We start from the raw sequence: 17,999 nt of genomic DNA on the forward strand, positions 1-17,999 counted from the left end.
TGTCGGCCCCGCGTCCGCAAGCGCCTCTCGCCTCGATTCCGCGCCCGCAGGCGCCTCTCGCCTCGATTCCGCGCCCGTAGGCGTCCCTCGCCCCAACTCCCCGCTCACGCCTCGATCTCCCAGCGCCGTGCGGCCAGGAACTCCGCCGAGACGCGGTCCACGGTCGCCTGGTCGGTGCCGGTGGACCGGAGGACTCCCAGGTAGTCGCGGTTGGTTCGGTAGAGGGGGTGCGTCGAGCCGGTCGGCCGCAGCGGACGGTACGTCAAGTGCACGCCGTCCACGTCGAGTTCGGTCGCCTCGGGAGCCGAGACGAGCGTGCCCGCGCGGGCGGCGCAGGGGTAGTCGAGCCGTGCGGCACCGTCACGGCGGGCGCCGAGGTCGTCGGGCAGGGCAGCCCCCAGGTGCACCTTGAGGACGTGCTCGAAGAGGGGGATGCCCAGCAGGCGGGCCAGCAGCAGGTCGCACTGGTCGCCGATGGCCCGGTAGTTGACCTCGATGATCCGGGCGCGCCCCTCGTGCACGACGAACTCGGTGTGACAGATCCCGAACCCGACGCCCAGGGCGTCCAGTTGAGCCAGGACCTGCTTGACGACCGGTTCGGGATGGGCCGGAACGAACGTCATCCGCTCCTCGATGAAGAAGGGCGGCGGCGACACCTCCGTATGGAACCCGCCGAGCACGTGCAGGGTGCGCCCGTCCCCGAGGGTCTCCAGCGTGTACAGCTCGCCGGGCAGATACTCCTCGACGACCAGCACACTCCCGGGCCTCCGGGCGAAGATCTCCTCGGACCGGGCCACCAACTCCTCCGGCCCGCCCACCAGAACGACATCTTCACTGGCGACCCCTTCACGCGGCTTGACCACACAGGGGTAAGGCGCGTGAAGGGCGACCGGCGCGGAGATCTCGGCGGACCAGACGGCATCGAGCCCGCCGGCCGCCAACCGCCGCCGCATCTCCGCCTTGTCCTTGCACCGCAACGCGGCCCGCCAGTCCTTTCCGGGAAGCCCGAAGTAGGAGGCGGCGAGAGCGGCTTGGGTCTGGAGGTGATCGCTGTTGGTGAAGATCCCGTCGGGCCGGTGATGCCGGGAGATCCGGGAGACGACGTCCCGGAAGTCCCGCACATCGCAGGCCAGCACATCCAGCCCGGCGTAGGAGTCGGGCTGGTCGGTCAGAACGGTCACCTCGATCCCGAGCCGGGCGGCGGCGGGAAGGAATCCGTCGGTGACGGAGTCGGTGGGGTTGAGCGCGAGGAGATACAGACGCATAGGTGGGGGGCTTCCGCTGGAAGTGGGGGGTGCGGTGAGGTTCTTTACTGCGCGGCGGGCAGTGTGACCCCCGTGGCCTTCGCCACGTCCTTCAGCATCTGCTCGGCCGCCTGGACGCCGATCCCGGACATCCACGTCTCGTCCGGGACGTTGAACACCTTGCCCGCCTTGACCGCCGGCAGGTCCTTCCACACGGGGTTGGACGTGACCTGCTTCTCCTGGGTCTTGTCCGGGGTGTCGGCGGTCGTCACGAAGATCAGGTCCGCGTCGGCCTGGTCGATCTGCTCGGGGCTGACGTCCTTCATCGTCACCGTGGGGTCGGTGGACGTCTGGGAGGCGGGCCGCCGGAGGCCGATGTCGTTGAGCACGATCCCGCTGTAGGAGTTGGTCTGGTAGAGCCGGGTGGGACCGGCGATGAACCGCACGACGGAAGCGACGGGCATCTTCCCGCCGTCCTTCTTCTTGATCTCGGCGCCCAGCGCGGCGGCCTGCGTCTCGTACTTCTTCAGCGCGGCGGAGGCCTCGGACTCCAGGCCCAGCGCCTGCGCGTGCACGGCGAGGTTCTGCTTCCACACCCCACCGGTCGTCTCCGTGAAGACGGTCGGCGCGATGGCGCTCAACTTGTCGTAGATCTTCTCGTGCCGGACCTTGGACGACAGGATGAGGTCGGGCTTGAGCGAGGCGATCTTCTCCAGGTTGGGTTCGAGTAGCGGCCCGACGTCCTGGGTCCCGCCCAGCTCGCCCTTGAGGTACGTCGGGAACCCGCCCTCGGTCTTGAAGTGGGGCGCCACGGCGCCGACGGGGTCGAGGCCGAGGAGGGTCACGTCATCCAGTTCGCCCGTGTCGAGCACGACGACTCTCTTGGGCTTGGACGGGATCTTGACGTCGCCCATGGCGGTCTTGACGGTCCGGGGGAACCCGGCGGAGTCGCCGGCGGCCGACGCGTCGGCCTTGGGGGAATCGTTTCCGCTGTCACTGCCGCCGCAGCCGGTCAGCACGACGGCGCCGAGGGCGACAGCGACCGGAACGGCCTTGAGACGGCCGATTCCGCGCAGGGAGGAACGCATGGTGAACATGGGGGTGAACTTTCTTCTGGGTGAGACGGGTTCAGTCGCGCGAGGCGGCCGTGTGCCGCGCCGCGCTGCTTTTGGGGACGACCAGCGGCGTGCCGGTCTCCGGATCGGGGACGATCCGGCAGTCGACGTCGAACACGGACCGCACGAGCTGTGCGTCGAGCACTTCGGACGGCGCCCCGGCGGCGGCGAGCCGGCCGTCCTTGAGGACGACCATGTGGTCGGCGTACCGCGCGGCCTGTCCGAGGTCGTGCAGGACCATGACGACGGTCCGCCCGGCGTCCGCGTGCAGGGCGGAGACCAGGTCGAGGACGTCGAGCTGATGGCGCAGGTCGAGGAAGGTCGTCGGCTCGTCCAGCAGGAGCAGCTCCGTGTCCTGGGCCAACGCCAGCGCGATCCAGGCGCGTTGACGCTGGCCGCCGGAGAGCCGGTCGACGGGCTGGTCGCGCAGCGGCGTCGTGCCGGTGCGCTCCAGAGCCTCGTCCACGGCCTTCTGGTCGGCGGCCGACCAGGGGCTCAGCAGCCGCTGGTGCGGGTAGCGGCCGAGCCGGACGAGCGCCTCGACGGTGATCGCCTCGGGCGTCACCGGCTGCTGCGGCAGCAGGCCCAGCCGGCGGGCCAGGCTCCGCGCGTCCATGCGGTGGATGTCGGACCCGTCGAGCGTGACGGTCCCGGCGGCCGGCGCGAGGAGGCGGCTCAGACCCCTCAACAGGGTTGATTTCCCGCAGGCGTTGGGCCCGACGATCGCCGTGACCGCCCCGCCGGGGATCGTCAGGTCGAGGCCGTCGACGATGGTCCGGTCGCCGTAGCGCAGTGCGAGGCCCTCGGTGGTGAGCTGGTTGGTCATCAGGAGTTCCTCTTCACGTTCAGGGGCGAGGACTGGCGGAGCATGAGCACCAGCAGCCAGGGCGCCCCCAGGGTCGCGGTGACCGCGCCGACGGGCAGCCCCTCGACCGGCAGGAGGTGCTGGACGACGAGGTCGGAGCCGAGCAGCAGGACGGCGCCGGTGAGCGCGGCGAGCGCGAGCGTCACGGCCGTAGGGGGTCCCGTGAGGAAGCGCACGATGTGCGGGACGGCGAGCGCGACGAAGGTCACGGGCCCGGCGAGCGCGGCGGCCAGGGACGCCAGCACGACGGCCAGGAGCAGGAGTTGGAGGCGGGCCCGGGAGGCGTTGAGGCCGAGTGCGCCCGCCGAGTCGTCCCCGAGGTCGAGGACCGCGAGGCGCCGGTTCATCACCAGCGCGACGGCGAGGGCGAGCACCATCGCCGTCGTACCGCCCCACACCTCGGTCCACGTCCGCCCGTACACCGAGCCCGTCGTCCACTGGAGCGCCGAGCCGGCCAGCTCGGCCGGGAAGCGGACGATCATCAGGTTGACGGCCGCGGCGAGCGCCGCCTGCACGGCGAGCCCGGTGAGGACCAGGCGGGTGACCGAGAGCCCGGAGCCCCAGCTGAAGACGCCCAGCAGGAGCGCGGCGACGAGGCCGCCGCCGAGCGCGCCCAGCGGGATCAGGGTCTGGGTGGCACCGGCAGCGAGGAGCGACACCGCGCCGAGGGACGCGCCGCCCGTGACGCCCATGACGTCCGGCGAGGCCAGCGGGTTGCGGAAGAGGCGTTGCAGGACGCACCCGGCCGCGCCGAGCCCGGCACCCGCGACGATCGCCGCGAACGCGCGGGGCGCCCGGAACTCCTGGACGACCAGGACGTCCCCGGCGTCCCCGAGCCCGACCAGCGCGCGCAGCGCCGTACCGGCCGGGATGGTCATCGTGCCGGTGGTCAGGGAGACGGTCAGCAAGGCGAGGAGGGTGACGAGGCCGGTGCCCGCGAGGAGCAGGACGCGTCGGCGGTAGGCGCTCATCGGGCCACCCTCCGGGCGAGGAAGGCCAGCAGCGGGGCGCCCAGGAAGGCGGTGACGATGCCGACTTCGAGCTCCGAGGGGCGGATCACCAGGCGGCCCAGGATGTCGGCGGAGAGCAGCAGGACCGGGCCCGCGAGGAGGCAGCCGGGGACCAGGAGGCGGTGGTCGCCGCCGAGGAAGGGGCGGACGAGGTGCGGCGCGGCCAGGCCGATGAACGCGAGCGGGCCCGCCACGGCGACCGAGGACCCCGCCAGCAGCACCACCGCGATGCCGCCCGCGAGCCGCACCTTCCCGACCGGGACGCCGAGCGCCGCCGCCGCGTCGTCGCCCAGCGCGAGGGTGTTGAGCGCGGGGGAGACGGCGAGGGCGACGACCAGGCCGAGGACCAGCGTCGGCAGCACCTGCCACAGCGCGGACAGCGGGCGCTCCGCGAGCGACCCGGCCAGCCAGAAGCGGGCCTCGTCCAGCGTGCGCTGGTTGAGCAGCATGACCGCCGACGTCCAGGAGATCAGCACCAGTTGGAGGACCGTGCCGCCAAGGGCCAGGCGTACGGGGTCGATGTCGCCCGAGCGGCGGGCCAGGGCCTGCGCGAAGAGGGCGGCTGCCGCCGCGCCGGCGAACGCGAACCAGACGTACTGCACCGGGTCGTCGAGCCCGAGCGTGTAGATCGCGACCACGACCGCGAACCCGGCGCCCGCGTTGATGCCGAGGGTCGTCGGCGAGGCGAGCGGGTTGCGGGTGACGCCCTGCGCGACCGCTCCGGCGACGCCGAGCGCGGCGCCGACGAAGAGGCCGATCACCGTGCGCGGCAGGCGCAGGCCCGTCACGACCAGCGCGTCACGGCCGTGCGCGTCGCGCAGCAGCGCGTCCGCCACCGTCGACAGGGGGACGGAGCGGGCGCCGAGCGCGAGGCTCAGCGCGGTGCACAGCACCAACGCGGCGGTTCCCAGCAGGAACAGGGACATGTGCCGAAAGGCACGGGAGGACACACCTGGAGGTGGTGTGTCCCGATGAGTCGCAGTCACGAGCGGTGAGCTTAGGTTAGGCTTCCTTTAGTTTTCAACCGCTGTGGAATCACTGTGATCTTTCTTGCGATCTTCACACCCTACGTCACGGTTGGGAACACCCCCGAGCTGGAAACCTTGTCCCGTGTGGAGCCCCGCATGCCCGTCACCGACGCCCTGCACCGCGTCACCGCCCTGTGCGACGTCCTCGACGTCCGGGTGACGGCCGAGGAACCCCTCGGCACCGACCTCCTCACCGACACCGCCGCCTTCGTCGACGCCGAGGCCGCCCGCATCCGCGAGCGCTACGACGTCACCGTCCCCCGCCACGTCGCCGCCTCCCGCGCCCTCCACGACTACACCTGGTCCGCCGCACTCCTGATGAGCGGACCCTGGTTCCTGGAACGCCGCGTGCCGCTCATCCGGCCCCAGGACATCCGCGCCGACCTCGCCACGGCGTCCTACCGGGTACGGCCGACCGGCGCCCTCGCCGATAACCTCCTCGACGCCCTCACCGCCCACATGGAACCGGTCCTGGACGCGTTCGCCCCCCTGACCCGGCGCGGATCGCGCGCCCTGTGGGGGATGGTCGGCGACGACCTCGTCTCCGGACTCTGGTACCTGGGCCGGGTGCTGGACCGCGAGGACGACGGCATACGCGCCGCGGGCGAGCTCCTCCCCGGCCCGACCGGCCGCTTCCCCGCCGGTGCCGGATTCCGCAACCTGACGGCCCCCGACGGCAGTTGCCACCCGACCCGCACCCGCGCCGGCTGCTGCATGTTCTACGCGGTACGCCCGGCCGAGGCGTGCGGCACCTGCCCGCGCACCTCGGATGCCGAACGGCTGCGCAGAATAGGCTAGTTCGCCGTGTGCTCCGGCGAATCCCCCGCCGCCAGGAACTGCGTCGCCGCCAACTCCGCGTACAACGGGTCCCCGCCCACGAGTTCACGGTGCGTGCCCACCGCGCGCACCCGGCCCGCGTCCATCACGACGATCCGGTCCGCCATCGTCACCGTCGACAGCCGGTGCGCCACGACCAGGACCGTCGTCGAGCGCGCCACGTCCGCGACCGTGTCCCTGAGCGCCGCCTCGTTCACCGCGTCCAGCTGGGACGTCGCCTCGTCCAGCATCAGGAGGCGGGGCCGCCGCAGCAACGCCCGCGCGATGGCGACCCGTTGACGCTCGCCGCCCGACAGCTTCGTCCCCCGGTGCCCCACCAACGTCTCCAGGCCCTGCGGGAGTCGCTCCACCAGCCCGTCCAACCGCGTTGTCTTCAGGACGCGTTGGACGGCGGCCTCGTCCGCGTCCGGGTTGCCGAGCAGGAGGTTGTCCAGCAGGGAGCCCGACAGGACCGGCGCATCCTGCTCCACGTACCCGATGGCGGACCGGAGTTCGGACAGGTCCCAGTCGCCGAGCGGGCGGCCGTCGAGCGCGACGGTGCCCGCCTCGGGGTCGTAGAACCGCTCGATCAGCGAGAACACCGTCGTCTTGCCCGCGCCCGACGGCCCCACGAACGCCGTCATGCCCCGGGGCGGCACGGAGAACGTCACCCCGTGGTGGACGAACGGCAGGTCGTCGGCGTACCGGAAGCGGACGTCCGTGAACGTGACCGAGGCCGGTTCGGCGTCGGACGCGGGGAGCGGCGCCGGGTGGGTGGACGGCTCGGCGGGCAGGGCCAGCGCCTCCTGGATCCGGGTCAGCGCCGCCGAACCCGTCTGGTACTGGGCGACCGCGCCCACCAACTGCTGGATCGGCGACATCAGAAAGAACACGTACAGCAGGAACGCCACCAGCGTGGCGATCCCGATCGCCCCCGTCGCCACCCGCGCCCCGCCCACAGCGAGGACCGTGATGAACGCGACCTGGATCGCGAGCCCCGCCGTGTTCCCGGCCGCCGCCGACCACATCGCCGCCCGCACGCTCTGCCGCCACGACTCCTCGGCCGCCGCGTGCAGCGCCTTCTCCTCGCGGTGCTCGGCGCCCGACGCCTTCACCGTCCGCAGCGCGCCCAGGACCCGTTCCAGCGAGGCGCCCATCACTCCGACCGCGTCCTGGGCCCTGCGGCTCGCGCGGTTGATGCGCGGCACGATCAGCCCGATCACCAGCGCCGTGCACACCACGACGCCCAGGGTCACCGCCAGCAGCACCAGGTCGACGTACCCCATCATCACGACGGTCGCCGCCAGCGTCAGCCCGCCCGTCCCGAGCCCGACCAGCGAGTCCGTCGTCACCTCCCGCAGCAGGGTCGTGTCGGAGGTGATCCGGGCCATCAGGTCACCCGGCTCGGTGCGGTCGACGGCCGTGATGCGCAGCCGCAGCAGGTACGACGACAGGGCCTTGCGGGCGCCGAGTACGACCGACTCGGCGGTGCGGCGCAGCACGAACGAACCCAGGCCGCCCAGCACGGCGTTGAGGACCACCAGGCCCGTCATCAGAGCCAACGCCCCGGTGATCGACCGGTCGTCGGACAGGTCGGCTATCAACTCCCGTGCCACCAGGGGGAGAAGCAGCCCCGCAGCGCCGGTCAGCAGGGAGAGGACCGCTCCGCCGAGCAGGGCCCGGCGGTGCGGGCGGATGTACCCGAGGAGCAAGCGCCAGGGGGGAGTGGTCTGCTGCACGTGTCTCCTCGGTTCGCATCGGTTCGCATCGGTCCGCGTGGGAAGCATCACCAGGCTACGACCGGCCGGATGTGGCACCCGGTGTGATCACTTCCGCGTAGGGTCGGAGGCGGGACGTAAAGAAAGGGTCAGCACATGGCACAGGAAGTACGTGGAGTCATCGCACCAGGGAAGGACGAACCCGTACGGGTCGAGACGATCGTCGTCCCGGACCCCGGTCCCGGCGAGGCCGTCGTCCGGATCCAGGCCTGCGGGGTGTGTCACACCGACCTGCACTACAAGCAGGGCGGCATCAACGACGAGTTCCCCTTCCTCCTCGGGCACGAGGCGGCCGGTGTCGTCGAGTCCGTCGGCGAGGGGGTGACCGACGTCGCCCCCGGTGACTTCGTGATCCTCAACTGGCGTGCCGTGTGCGGGAACTGCCGGGCCTGTCTGCGCGGGCGCCCGCAGTACTGCTTCAACACGCACAACGCCGAGCAGAAGATGACCCTCGCCTCGACGGGGCAGGAGCTGTCCCCGGCGCTCGGGATCGGCGCGTTCGCGGAGAAGACCCTCGTCGCCGCCGGGCAGTGCACCAAGGTCGACCCGTCCGTGTCCCCGGCCGTCGCCGGGCTCCTCGGGTGCGGCGTGATGGCCGGGATCGGCGCCGCCATCAACACCGGGGGCGTCGGACGCGGTGACAGCGTCGCCGTCATCGGCTGCGGCGGCGTCGGGGACGCGGCCGTCGCGGGGGCCAACCTCGCCGGCGCCGGGCGGATCATCGCCGTCGACATCGACGAGCGCAAGCTCGCCAAGGCGCGCGAACTGGGGGCCACGCACACCGTCAACTCCCGCGAGACCGACGCCGTCGAGGCGATCCGGGAGCTGACCGGCGGGTTCGGCGCGGACGTCGTCATCGACGCGGTCGGCCGGCCGGAGACGTACGAACAGGCCTTCTACGCGCGGGACTTGGCCGGAACCGTCGTCCTCGTCGGTGTCCCCACGCCCGAGATGAAGCTCGAACTCCCGCTGCTGGACGTCTTCGGGCGCGGCGGCTCGCTCAAGTCGTCCTGGTACGGGGACTGCCTGCCCTCGCGGGACTTCCCGATGCTGATCGACCTGCACCTCCAAGGGCGGCTGCCGCTCGACGCGTTCGTCACCGAGACGATCCAGCTCGACGAGGTGGAGAAGGCGTTCGACCGGATGCACCAGGGCGACGTGCTGCGTTCGGTGGTGGTCCTCTGATGGCCGCGCGCATCGAACGGCTCGTCACGTCCGGTCAGTTCACCCTCGACGGGGGGACCTGGGACGTCGACAACAACGTCTGGATCGTCGGCGACGACCACGAGGTCGTCGTCATCGACGCCGCGCACGACGCGCAGGCCATCGCCGACGCGATCGGCGGCCGGCGGCTGACGGCGATCGTCTGCACCCACGGCCACAACGACCACGTCAACGCGGCCCCCGCGCTCGCCGAGCTGACCGGCGCGCGGATCTGGCTGCACCCCGAGGACCTCCCGCTGTGGAAGCTCGCGCACCCCGACCGGGACCCCGACGAGCACCTCGCCGACGGGCAGGTCATCGAGGCGGCCGGCGCCGACCTGCGGGTCATCCACACGCCGGGGCACGCGCCCGGCGCGGTGTGCCTGTACGACCCCGCGCTCGGTGCCGTCTTCACCGGTGACACGCTGTTCGCGGGCGGGCCCGGGGCGACCGGACGCTCGTACAGCCACTTCCCGACGATCATCGACTCGATCCGGGACCGGTTGCTCGAACTCCCCGCGCAGACGCGGGTGTTGACCGGGCACGGGGACGAGACGACGATCGGGGCGGAGGCGCCGCACCTGGAGGAGTGGATCGCGCGCGGTCACTGAGATCGTGCGAGGTCACTGAGATCTACAAGGTCACTGAGATCTGCAAGGTCGCTTGAATAGGCGACAGAAGGTGTCCGGATTCTCGGGAACCCTCGTCCACATGAGTCAGAACGAGAACCCGGACACCCCTCAGCACAGCGATGACAAGCCCCTGCACGGCAAGGTCGCCCTCGTCGCCGGCGCCACCCGCGGAGCCGGGCGCGGGATCGCCGTAGAACTCGGCGCCGCCGGAGCCACCGTGTACGTCACCGGCCGCAGCACCCGCGCCCAGCGCTCCGAGTACGACCGCCCCGAGACCATCGAGGACACCGCCGACCTCGTCACCGAAGCGGGCGGCCAGGGGATCGCCGTACCCACCGACCACCTGGAATCCGGCCAGGTCAAGGCGCTCGTCGAGCGCATCGACGCCGAGCAGGGCCGCCTCGACGTCCTGGTCAACGACATCTGGGGCGCCGAGAACATCGTCGAGTGGGACACCCCGGTCTGGGAGCACGACCTGGAGAAGGGGCTGCGGCTGCTGAGGCTGGCGATCGACACGCACGCCATCACCTCCCACCACGCCCTCCCGCTCCTGCTGCGCCGGCCCGGTGGCCTGGTCGTCGAGATGACGGACGGCACCGCCGAGTACAACCGCGAGAACTACCGCCTCAACTACTTCTACGACCTCGCCAAGTCGGCCGTCCTGCGCATGGGGTACGCCCTCGGCCACGAACTCGCCCCGCACGGTGCGACGGCCCTGGTCCTCACCCCCGGCTGGATGCGCTCCGAGATCATGCTGGAGCACTACGGCGTCCGCGAGGACAACTGGCGCGACGCCCTGGAGAAGGTCCCCCACTTCGCGATCTCCGAGACCCCCCGCTACGTCGGCCGCGCCGTCGCCGCCCTCGCCGCCGACCCCGACGTCTCCCGCTTCAACGGCCACTCCCTCTCCGGCGGAGCCCTCGCCCAGCGATACGGCTTCACCGACCTCGACGGCAGCCGCCCCGACGCATGGCGCTACCTGGTGGAAGTCCAGGACGCGGGGAAACCGGCGGACGTGTCCGGGTATCGGTGATCCCGTAGCCGACTGAGGGAAAGTTCACTGTTCTGTCACAGGGCCATGTGGGGTACAACCGACGTGTCCGAGTACGGGTCTGGACAGGTGAGGAACTTCCCGAGGGAGGCAGGGCATGGGGGACATACGCAGACGAGTGGCGGTCGTGGCCGGGGTGACGGGGCTTGTGGCGCCGCTCACGATCGCGCTCGGGGCCGGGACGGCTCAGGCGGCGAGTTGTACGACGTCGGCCGGGCCGTACCAGAAGCAGGTGGAGAAGTTTCTGGGGCGGCCGGTCGACGGGAAGCAGTCCAGTGCGGACTGCAAGGCGATCCGGGCGTTCCAGAACACGCACGGGATCACGCCGAACATCGGGTACGCGGGTCCGGTCACGTGGGGCGTGATGGATCTCATGAACAAGCAGAGGGCCGTGGGGAGCAACCCCAACAGGGACGGCAAGTGCCCGACGAACAAGGGCCGGATCGCCTGCGTGAACCTGACGCTCCAGCTGAGCTGGATCCAGGACGGCAAGAAGCTGGTGTACGGGCCGGTGCCGGTGCGCAGCGGGCGGGACGGGTTCGAGACGCGTACGGGGCTGAAGAAGATCTACTGGCGGCACATCGACCATGTGTCGACGATCTACAACGTGCCCATGCCGTACAGCCAGTTCTTCGACGGCGGCCAGGCGTTCCACTCCGTGGGGATCAGTGTGTGGAACCCGCCGGGGTCGCACGGGTGCGTCAACATGACGACCACGGCGGCGAAGAAGTACTGGTCGCTGCTGCGCAACGGGGACGACGTCTTCGTCTACGGCCGTAAGCCGGGCACCTGAGAGGGCTTCTCCTCCCGTTCCCTTTCCGGCTGGATCGCCTTTTTGTTCCGGGCAGTTGACGTGATCAGTAACACGGTCCGATATGCCCGGAATGAAACCTATTAACTCACGCGGTCTTCACCCCCGGCGCCGTAAGATTCACACCATGTCCATCACTGTTGAACCCCTTACCGAGCGATCGGCCGCGGAGGTCAACGAGGAGATCAGGGCCCTGTGGCTCCGGTCGGGCGGGATTCTGCGCGGAGACCAGCGCGAGGAGTATCAGCGGCTGGTGACGGAGTGGGCCGCGGTCTCGCACCGGCCGGACCGCGTGGCCTGAACTCCCCGGCCTCCCTTACCTCTTGGGGCACCTACCGGCGCGGTAGGTGCCCTTCTGTGTGGCCCGCTCAGCTCCAGTTCGCCGCGTAGTACCGCTGGTACTCCTTGCGGTCCCGCTCCTCGCGCAGGTACCGCGTGAAGAACAGCACCCCCATGCTCGCCGCGATGATCAGCAGGCCCGGCCCGATGGCCAGGGGGTTCGTCAGCTTCGAGGCCAGGGACGTGCTGTCGACCGGAGCCGTCGAACCCGGTGCCGCCTTGCCGGGGGCGATCGCCGCCTGCGTGGGGGAGGGGCTCGGCGCCGCGCCGCCCTGCTGGGCGCCGTCCGCCCGCGCGGCCACGATCAGCTTCAGCTTCGTCGCCGCGAGCGCCGTCGTCACCGGCTGGAAGAACGTCGTACCCCCCGCCGTGCAGTCACCGCTGCCGCCCGAGGTGACGCCGAGCGCGATGCCCTCCGAGAACATCGGGCCGCCGCTGTCGCCGGGCTCCGCGCACACGTTCGTCTCGATCAGGCCGGTGACCGTGCCCTCCGGGTAGTTGACGGTCGAGTTCAACGCCGTGACCTGGCCGTCGCGCAGCCCCGTCGTGCTGCCGCTGCGGAACACGCGCTGGCCCACGGCCGGGTCGCCGAAGCCCGTGATCTTCACGCCGTTCCCGTTGCCGATCGCGACGATGTCCGCGCCCTCGCCGGCCCTGCCGTTCGCGTACTGGATCACCGAGTAGTCGCCGCCCGGGAACGAGGAGTCGACGGTCCGGCCGACCTCCTGCGACGCCTGGTCGTTCCCGAACCAGATCGAACCGTTCGGCCCGCAGTGCCCGGCGGTCAGGATGAAGTCCTGCTGCCCGTTGGTGACGTTGAACCCGGCCGAACACCGGCCGCTCGTCGAGAGGATGGGGAGTGCGCCGTTGATCCGGGTCGTGAACCTGCCCTTCGTGCGCTCCATCTGTACGAAGCTGCCGATGCCGGACGCGACCTTCGTCAGCCGGGACCAGTCGTCCGCCGAGACCGTGCTGTCCGCCTGGACGACCACCTTGTTCGTCCGGTAGTCCACCGACCACGCCGTGCCCGCGACCCGCGGCGCTTCCTTCAACGTCGTGGTGGCCGCCTTGAGTTCGTTCATGCTGTGGCCGACCATCTTCGGCTCGGCCCCGGCCTTGCGGACCTCCGCCGCCGCGCTGTCGTCGGTGACCGCGACGACCGGCCTGCCGTCCGCGCCGATCCAGCTGCCCGCCGTGCGCGCGGTGCCCAGCCTCTTCGTCAGCTCGGCCCCGGTCTGGCCCGCGGTGTCCGCCGAACTCTTCACCAGCGCCGACGCGTTCGGCGTCTCGCCCGCCATCGCCGCCTGCGCGACCATGACGCCTCCCAGGAGGACTCCGCCGACGGCCGCCAGCCGTGTCACTCGCCGGACGGTGCGTCGTCGTACGTGCCTCATACCTGGCTCCCGAACCCGAACACGCGACGCCGGGCGCCGCGGGGCGCCGTGGTCGTGGAGCGCCCACTGTTCATACGAACGCGGCCGTACGGGTGTTCACCTCAACTGACCGGGTTCTTCGGCGGGTTGCTTGGGAGGGCGGTGCCCCCGAGGTACGGCTTGAGCAACGCGCCGAGCGCCTCGTCCCCGGCTCCGCTCGCCTCGTCCCCGGCGATCTTCCGGGCGATGCCCGCGAGGAAGTCGGCGAGCTGGACGCGGGGGTCGGAGCGGGCCTGGACGAGGCGCATGCCGGCCAGCGTGACGCCTCGCTCCTCGGCGCGGCGCCGGATCCACTCGATGCGGGCCGGGGTGAGGAGGGTCTGACGGTCGTGGACCAGGCGGACGGGGGCGCCGGCGGCGGACCAGTGGGCGGCGGTGTCGACGACGGTGGGGAAGAGGGGGTCGAGGACGGGAATGAGGGTGGGTATCGACGCGCGGTAGGCGAGGGCCCTGTCCTGCTGCCCGGCGAGCGTGTCGAGAACGTCCCTCGCCTCCGCCCCCTCGGCGACACTTCGCAGTGCACGCAGGCTGCCGAGGAACTCCCGGACGAGTTCCCCGCTGTCGACGTCGGCCCGCACCCGCAGCAGCCGGTTCCCGCTCGCCAGGAAATCCCCCCAGGCCCTCCCCGCGAACCCCTCCCGCAGCAGGCCGCCGGCATCGCCGGCCTCCCCGCCCAGCACCTCCACCACCCGCCCCACCAGGAACGACTCCTTCCTGACCAGCTCGACATGGGCGCTCCCGCTCAACTCCCGGAGAAACCACTCCAGCACGGCCCGGTGTTTCTCCCGCAGCAGGTGAATCGCCTTGTACTCCTCGGCGGGCGACCGGATCCGCTCCCGCACCTCGGCCACGAGAGCCCCGGCGGCCTCCGCGGAAACCCCGACGCTGCCATGAGCGAAGAACAGGGTGTTCCCCCCGACGAGATTCTCCCCGTCGGCCCCGGACTCGTCGCACCCGATCTCGATCACGCCCCCATCTTGCTCCCACACGCCCACCCAAACCAGAAATTTTCCCCCACCGACCACGATCCCCGCCCCCGGCACGAGATCCGCCTTCGGCGTCAGGCCTGCCTTCGGCGCGAGGCTTGCCGTCGGCGTCAGGCCTGCGTTCGGCGCGATGCCTGCCGTCGGCGTCAGGCCTGCCTTCGGTACGAGATCTGCCGTTGGCGCGATGCCTGCCGTCGGGGTCGGGCCCGCCTTCGGTGCGAGATCTGCCGCCGGCACCAGGCCTGCCTTCGGCGCGAGGCCTGTCCCCGACGTTAGCCCCGCCCTCGGTGTCAGGCCTGCCCTCGGCGTTAGCCCCGCCTCTGGCGTTAGCCCCGCCTCCGGCGTCAACCCCGTCCCGTTCCCTCCCGTCGGGCGTTCGGTTCGGTCGGCGCAACCTTTCCGCAATGTCTTGACATGCGGCCGAAATCATTCGTAGCTTGAGCCCCTAATTTAGATTCGTGAAGCAAGTTCACGGATATGAACGGAGAGTGCCCATGGTGGATCGCCGACGGAGTCGTCGCCTGGCCGCCAGCCTCGGTGCCGCGGCGCTGATGTTCGGGGTGGCCGCTTGCGGTGGCGGGTCCAGTGGAGCGAACGGCGATGACCCGAACACCCTTGAGGTCTGGACCAGGAGCAATCCGGACCCCGCGGAGACGTATAAACGCGTGTTCGCCGCGTTCACGAAGAAGACCGGCATCAAGGTCGACTATCAGCCGGTCGTCAACTTCGACCAGCAGCTTCAGGCGCGCGCGTCCACCAAGGACCTCCCGGACGTCATGATCAACGACACGGCGCTGATGGGCAGCTACCAGAGCCAGGGCCTGCTCAAGCAGATCGACCCGGCGACGATCGCGGGCGGGAACCAGATCGACGCCAAGACCTGGTCCTCGACGGTCGGCCTGGACGGCAAGCACTACGGCATCCCGTACTCCCGCCAGGCGTTCACCCTGTTCATCAGGAAGGATTGGCGCGAGAAGCTCGGCCTGCCCGTCCCGAGGACGTGGGCCGAGATGCTGACCCTGGCCAAGGCGTTCGCGGACCAGGACCCGGACGGCGACGGCAAGAAGGACACGTACGGCATGGTCGTCCCGGGCAGCGCCCAGAACGGCTACGTCGCCTGGTGGGGCGCGAGCTACCTGTGGCAGTCCGGCGCCCGCGTCATCGAGCCCACGAAGACCGGCGGCTACCGGCCGGTCATGGACTCCGACGCGGCGGTGAACGCGGTCACCTGGCTGAAGAAGAACCTGTTCTGCACCAAAGACAACGGTGTCATCCAGCCGGGCGCGATCACCGCGATGACGAGCAACGCCACGAACTTCCAGGACGGCAACGCCGGGATGTACCTCACCGGCCCGTACAACATCGCCACGTTCGACACGGTGCTCGGCAAGGACAAGTTCGAGGTCGTCCAGGCCCCCGCCGGCCCCGCCGGCAACAGCGACGTCCTGGCCGACGGCGAGAACGTCTACTTCGGCGCCAAGACCGGCAAGGACCGGCAGGAACAGGCCCTCGCCGCGTTCCTGGTCTCGCCGGAGGGCCAGCGGCTGGCCATGACCGGCGACCACCAGCCGGTCGTCCGTATCCCCGTGAACTCCACGCTGAACGCGGCGACCGTGCACGACGACCCGCGCTGGGGCGTCGTACAGAAGGCGTACGAGGACGCCTCGGTGCAGTTCCCGAACGCCCTCGACTGGGCCCCGTTCCGCCAGGACACCGCCGACGCGCTGAACTCGATCTTCACCTACTGCGGAGGCGACGTCCGCTCCAGTCTCAAGGAGCTGAACGAGACCCTCGCCGGTGACCTCAAGGACCAGGACCTGCTGAAATGACCGCGACCACCCCGACCCCGGTGCGCCGCGCCCGGGGGATCAGCAAGAGAAGTGTCCTGCCGTGGGTGTTCCTCGCCCCCGGCCTGCTCCTCGCCCTCGTCTTCAAGTTCTGGCCGATGGCCAAGGGCATCTGGCTCAGCTTCTTCAAGGTGCGCCCGTTCCTGGGCGACCAGTGGGTGGGCCTGGACAACTACACCCGCGTGCTGTCCGACCACCGCTTCCAGGACGCCGTGGGACACACCCTGCTCCTCGGCATCGGCCAGTCCCTCGGCGGCATCCTCGTCGGCTTCGCGCTCGCCCTGCTCCTGGAGGGCCAGAGCCGCTCGCTGAAGATCGTCCGCACGGCCGTGTTCCTGCCGGTCGTCACCGCGACCGCCGTCGTCGGCGAACTGTGGCGGCTGATGTACTACCCGACCTCGGACGGCCTGATCAACCACGGCCTCGGCTTCCTCGGCCTCGGCCCGACCCAGTTCCTCGACAACCCCGGCACCGCCCTGTGGTCGACGATGGCCATGGGCATCTGGATGAGCGCCCCCTACAACATGGTCATCATCCTGGCCGGCCTCGCCGGCGTCGACCGCTCCCTGTACGAGGCCGCCGCGATGGACGGCGTCTCCCTGTGGCAGCGCCTGCGCTACATCACGATCCCCGCGATCCGCCCGGCGATCGGCATCGTCCTCACCCTCGCCGCCATCCGCGGCCTGCGCGTCTTCACCGAGGTGTACGTCCTCACCGGCGGCGGCCCGGCCGGCTCCACCGAGGTCTGGATGACCCGCGCCTACACGCTCGGTTTCACCCGCAACGACATCGGCGGCGCCTCCGCGGCCTCCGTGGTCCTCCTGTGCGTGACGCTCCTGCTGACCGTCACGGTCAACTACTTCCGCAAGAGGGGAGACGCCCGATGAGCGCGCCCGCCATCGACCCCGTCAGCGCGCCGCAGGCCCCCGCCCGCGGCCGTACCGCCAGAGCGGCCCGCACCACCCCGGCCCGCTTCGACACCGCGCTCGGCTGGAGCGACCGCCCCGGCGTCGCCTGGGCCTTGCGCATCCTGCTCTGCCTGATCGCGCTCGGCGTCTTCGCCGCGCCCTTCCTGACCATCTTCGCGGGAGCGTTCAGCGAGAACCCCAGCGGCTCCGACCTGTCGTTCCTCCCGCACCACCCCACGCTCCTCAACTTCAAGGTCGCGAACGAACGCAGCATCTGGGACTACTTCACCAACTCCCTGGTCATCGCGGGCGGCGCCCTCCTGCTCCAGCTCGCCGTCTCGGTGCTGGCCGCCTACGCGCTCGCCCGGCACAAGTTCCGGGGGCAGGCCCTCATCCTCACGCTGTTCATGCTGACGATGATGCTGCCCGAGGAGGTCATCGCGATCCCCCTCTCCCTGGTCCTCGGCCACGTCCCCGTCCTCGGCCTCGACCTGAAGGGCACCGCGTTCGGCGTCATCCTGCCGCTCGGCGCCTGGGGCTTCTCGATCATGCTGCTGACGGAGTTCATGAAGGACATCCCCGTCGAGATCGAGGAGGCCGCCCGCCTCGACGGCGTCGGCGAGTTCCGCATGTTGTGGCAGGTGATCCTCCCGCTGTGCAAGCCGGCCCTCGGCGTCGCGGGTGTCCTCGGCTTCGTGATGATCTGGGACCAGTACCTGCTGCCCCTCATCGCCTCCAAGGACCCCACCGACTACACCGTCACCGTCGCTCTGTCGGTCCTGCGCACCGACCCCGAGGTCGGCTCCGGAGTCCTGCTGGCCGGCGCGGTCATCGCCCTGGTCCCCAGCCTCATCGTCTACCTGCTCCTCCAGCGCTCGCTGGTCACCGGCATCGCGGCCGGCGCCACCAAGGGCTGACCTCGACACCCCCACT

Annotated in this window: 17 protein-coding genes; 9 read left to right on the forward strand and 8 right to left on the reverse strand. The window is 70.7% G+C overall.

Annotated features, from left to right (window positions below; genetic code table 11):
* Nucleotides 1-104 precede the first annotated feature (104 nt).
* The 5 genes from PV682_RS14370 to PV682_RS14390 are packed head-to-tail and all read right to left on the reverse strand — an operon-like array spanning nucleotide 105 to nucleotide 5,160.
* On the reverse strand, nucleotides 105-1,265 hold the full coding sequence (locus PV682_RS14370) for an ATP-grasp domain-containing protein (RefSeq protein ID WP_319729463.1): 1,161 nt from the start codon (nucleotides 1,263-1,265) through the stop codon (nucleotides 105-107).
* 44 nt (nucleotides 1,266-1,309) lie between these two features.
* Nucleotides 1,310-2,341, reverse strand: coding sequence for an ABC transporter substrate-binding protein (locus PV682_RS14375; protein WP_319729465.1), 1,032 nt, complete (start codon nucleotides 2,339-2,341; stop codon nucleotides 1,310-1,312).
* Nucleotides 2,342-2,372: 31 nt separating this feature from the next.
* Nucleotides 2,373-3,185: an ABC transporter ATP-binding protein gene (locus PV682_RS14380; RefSeq protein WP_319729468.1), complete on the reverse strand. Its 813-nt coding sequence runs from the start codon at nucleotides 3,183-3,185 to the stop codon at nucleotides 2,373-2,375.
* Nucleotides 3,185-4,195 (reverse strand): FecCD family ABC transporter permease, encoded by a 1,011-nt coding sequence (locus PV682_RS14385; RefSeq protein WP_319729470.1) that lies wholly within the window; start codon nucleotides 4,193-4,195, stop codon nucleotides 3,185-3,187. Before PV682_RS14385 ends, PV682_RS14380 begins: the two co-directional genes overlap by 1 nt.
* On the reverse strand, nucleotides 4,192-5,160 hold the full coding sequence (locus PV682_RS14390; RefSeq protein WP_319729473.1) for a FecCD family ABC transporter permease: 969 nt from the start codon (nucleotides 5,158-5,160) through the stop codon (nucleotides 4,192-4,194). The genes PV682_RS14385 and PV682_RS14390 overlap by 4 nt, the downstream gene beginning before the upstream one ends.
* Before the next feature lie 198 nt (nucleotides 5,161-5,358).
* Here PV682_RS14390 and PV682_RS14395 point away from each other — a divergent pair, with 198 nt between their 5' ends.
* The gene (locus PV682_RS14395) at nucleotides 5,359-6,060 is read left to right on the forward strand and encodes a (2Fe-2S)-binding protein (RefSeq protein WP_319729475.1); all 702 of its coding nucleotides are present in this window, start codon (nucleotides 5,359-5,361) and stop codon (nucleotides 6,058-6,060) included.
* Here the strand turns inward: PV682_RS14395 and PV682_RS14400 are convergent.
* On the reverse strand, nucleotides 6,057-7,817 hold the full coding sequence (locus tag PV682_RS14400; protein WP_319729477.1) for an ABC transporter ATP-binding protein: 1,761 nt from the start codon (nucleotides 7,815-7,817) through the stop codon (nucleotides 6,057-6,059). The two genes, PV682_RS14395 and PV682_RS14400, sit on opposite strands and share 4 nt — an antisense overlap.
* 135 nt (nucleotides 7,818-7,952) lie before the next feature.
* Between PV682_RS14400 and PV682_RS14405 the strand changes: the two genes are divergently transcribed.
* From PV682_RS14405 to PV682_RS14425, 5 genes are all read left to right on the forward strand, one after another.
* Complete coding sequence (locus PV682_RS14405) at nucleotides 7,953-9,041, forward strand: S-(hydroxymethyl)mycothiol dehydrogenase (protein WP_319729480.1); 1,089 nt, start codon at nucleotides 7,953-7,955, stop codon at nucleotides 9,039-9,041.
* On the forward strand, nucleotides 9,041-9,670 hold the full coding sequence (locus PV682_RS14410) for an MBL fold metallo-hydrolase (RefSeq protein ID WP_319729483.1): 630 nt from the start codon (nucleotides 9,041-9,043) through the stop codon (nucleotides 9,668-9,670). The genes PV682_RS14405 and PV682_RS14410 overlap by 1 nt, the downstream gene beginning before the upstream one ends.
* Before the next feature lie 100 nt (nucleotides 9,671-9,770).
* Nucleotides 9,771-10,724 (forward strand): SDR family oxidoreductase, encoded by a 954-nt coding sequence (locus tag PV682_RS14415; RefSeq protein ID WP_319729486.1) that lies wholly within the window; start codon nucleotides 9,771-9,773, stop codon nucleotides 10,722-10,724.
* 115 nt (nucleotides 10,725-10,839) lie between these two features.
* On the forward strand, nucleotides 10,840-11,535 hold the full coding sequence (locus PV682_RS14420; protein WP_319729489.1) for a L,D-transpeptidase family protein: 696 nt from the start codon (nucleotides 10,840-10,842) through the stop codon (nucleotides 11,533-11,535).
* Nucleotides 11,536-11,680: 145 nt separating this feature from the next.
* A complete protein-coding gene (locus tag PV682_RS14425) occupies nucleotides 11,681-11,854 on the forward strand; it encodes a hypothetical protein (RefSeq protein ID WP_193555000.1) in 174 nt (57 codons plus the stop codon).
* 67 nt (nucleotides 11,855-11,921) lie between these two features.
* Here PV682_RS14425 and PV682_RS14430 read toward each other — a convergent pair whose 3' ends face one another.
* Together PV682_RS14430 and PV682_RS14435 are read right to left on the reverse strand one after the other, a co-directional pair.
* Nucleotides 11,922-13,253 carry a S1 family peptidase gene (locus PV682_RS14430; protein WP_319729494.1) on the reverse strand — a complete coding sequence of 444 codons (1,332 nt, stop codon included), beginning with the start codon at nucleotides 13,251-13,253 and terminating at the stop codon, nucleotides 11,922-11,924.
* Nucleotides 13,254-13,387: 134 nt separating this feature from the next.
* Nucleotides 13,388-14,293 (reverse strand): hypothetical protein, encoded by a 906-nt coding sequence (locus PV682_RS14435; protein ID WP_319729496.1) that lies wholly within the window; start codon nucleotides 14,291-14,293, stop codon nucleotides 13,388-13,390.
* A 512-nt stretch (nucleotides 14,294-14,805) separates the two neighbouring features.
* Here PV682_RS14435 and PV682_RS14440 point away from each other — a divergent pair.
* The 3 genes from PV682_RS14440 to PV682_RS14450 are packed head-to-tail and all read left to right on the forward strand — an operon-like array spanning nucleotide 14,806 to nucleotide 17,983.
* On the forward strand, nucleotides 14,806-16,140 hold the full coding sequence (locus tag PV682_RS14440; protein WP_319729498.1) for an ABC transporter substrate-binding protein: 1,335 nt from the start codon (nucleotides 14,806-14,808) through the stop codon (nucleotides 16,138-16,140).
* Entirely contained in the window at nucleotides 16,137-17,045 is a 909-nt protein-coding gene (locus PV682_RS14445) for a carbohydrate ABC transporter permease (RefSeq protein WP_109363231.1), read from the forward strand. Before PV682_RS14440 ends, PV682_RS14445 begins: the two co-directional genes overlap by 4 nt.
* Nucleotides 17,042-17,983, forward strand: coding sequence for a carbohydrate ABC transporter permease (locus PV682_RS14450; RefSeq protein WP_319729503.1), 942 nt, complete (start codon nucleotides 17,042-17,044; stop codon nucleotides 17,981-17,983). The genes PV682_RS14445 and PV682_RS14450 overlap by 4 nt, the downstream gene beginning before the upstream one ends.
* Nucleotides 17,984-17,999 lie beyond the last annotated feature (16 nt).

It is taken from the genome of Streptomyces niveiscabiei (assembly GCF_033794345.1).
GTDB lineage: Bacteria > Actinomycetota > Actinomycetes > Streptomycetales > Streptomycetaceae > Streptomyces > Streptomyces niveiscabiei.

Excerpts from the sequence above, each read along its gene's own strand:
- PV682_RS14370 (WP_319729463.1), bottom strand. The coding sequence starts at position 1,265 with ATGCGTCTGTATCTCCTCGCGCTCAACCCCACCGACTCCGTCACCGAC.
- PV682_RS14395 (WP_319729475.1), top strand. The coding sequence starts at position 5,359 with ATGCCCGTCACCGACGCCCTGCACCGCGTCACCGCCCTGTGCGACGTC.
- PV682_RS14420 (WP_319729489.1), top strand. The coding sequence starts at position 10,840 with ATGGGGGACATACGCAGACGAGTGGCGGTCGTGGCCGGGGTGACGGGG.
- PV682_RS14425 (WP_193555000.1), top strand. The coding sequence starts at position 11,681 with ATGTCCATCACTGTTGAACCCCTTACCGAGCGATCGGCCGCGGAGGTC.
- PV682_RS14450 (WP_319729503.1), top strand. The coding sequence starts at position 17,042 with ATGAGCGCGCCCGCCATCGACCCCGTCAGCGCGCCGCAGGCCCCCGCC.
- PV682_RS14440 (WP_319729498.1), top strand. The coding sequence starts at position 14,806 with ATGGTGGATCGCCGACGGAGTCGTCGCCTGGCCGCCAGCCTCGGTGCC.
- PV682_RS14380 (WP_319729468.1), bottom strand. The coding sequence starts at position 3,185 with ATGACCAACCAGCTCACCACCGAGGGCCTCGCACTGCGCTACGGCGAC.
- PV682_RS14410 (WP_319729483.1), top strand. The coding sequence starts at position 9,041 with ATGGCCGCGCGCATCGAACGGCTCGTCACGTCCGGTCAGTTCACCCTC.
- PV682_RS14385 (WP_319729470.1), bottom strand. The coding sequence starts at position 4,195 with ATGAGCGCCTACCGCCGACGCGTCCTGCTCCTCGCGGGCACCGGCCTC.
- PV682_RS14375 (WP_319729465.1), bottom strand. The coding sequence starts at position 2,341 with ATGTTCACCATGCGTTCCTCCCTGCGCGGAATCGGCCGTCTCAAGGCC.
- PV682_RS14445 (WP_109363231.1), top strand. The coding sequence starts at position 16,137 with ATGACCGCGACCACCCCGACCCCGGTGCGCCGCGCCCGGGGGATCAGC.
- PV682_RS14415 (WP_319729486.1), top strand. The coding sequence starts at position 9,771 with ATGAGTCAGAACGAGAACCCGGACACCCCTCAGCACAGCGATGACAAG.
- PV682_RS14405 (WP_319729480.1), top strand. The coding sequence starts at position 7,953 with ATGGCACAGGAAGTACGTGGAGTCATCGCACCAGGGAAGGACGAACCC.
- PV682_RS14390 (WP_319729473.1), bottom strand. The coding sequence starts at position 5,160 with ATGTCCCTGTTCCTGCTGGGAACCGCCGCGTTGGTGCTGTGCACCGCG.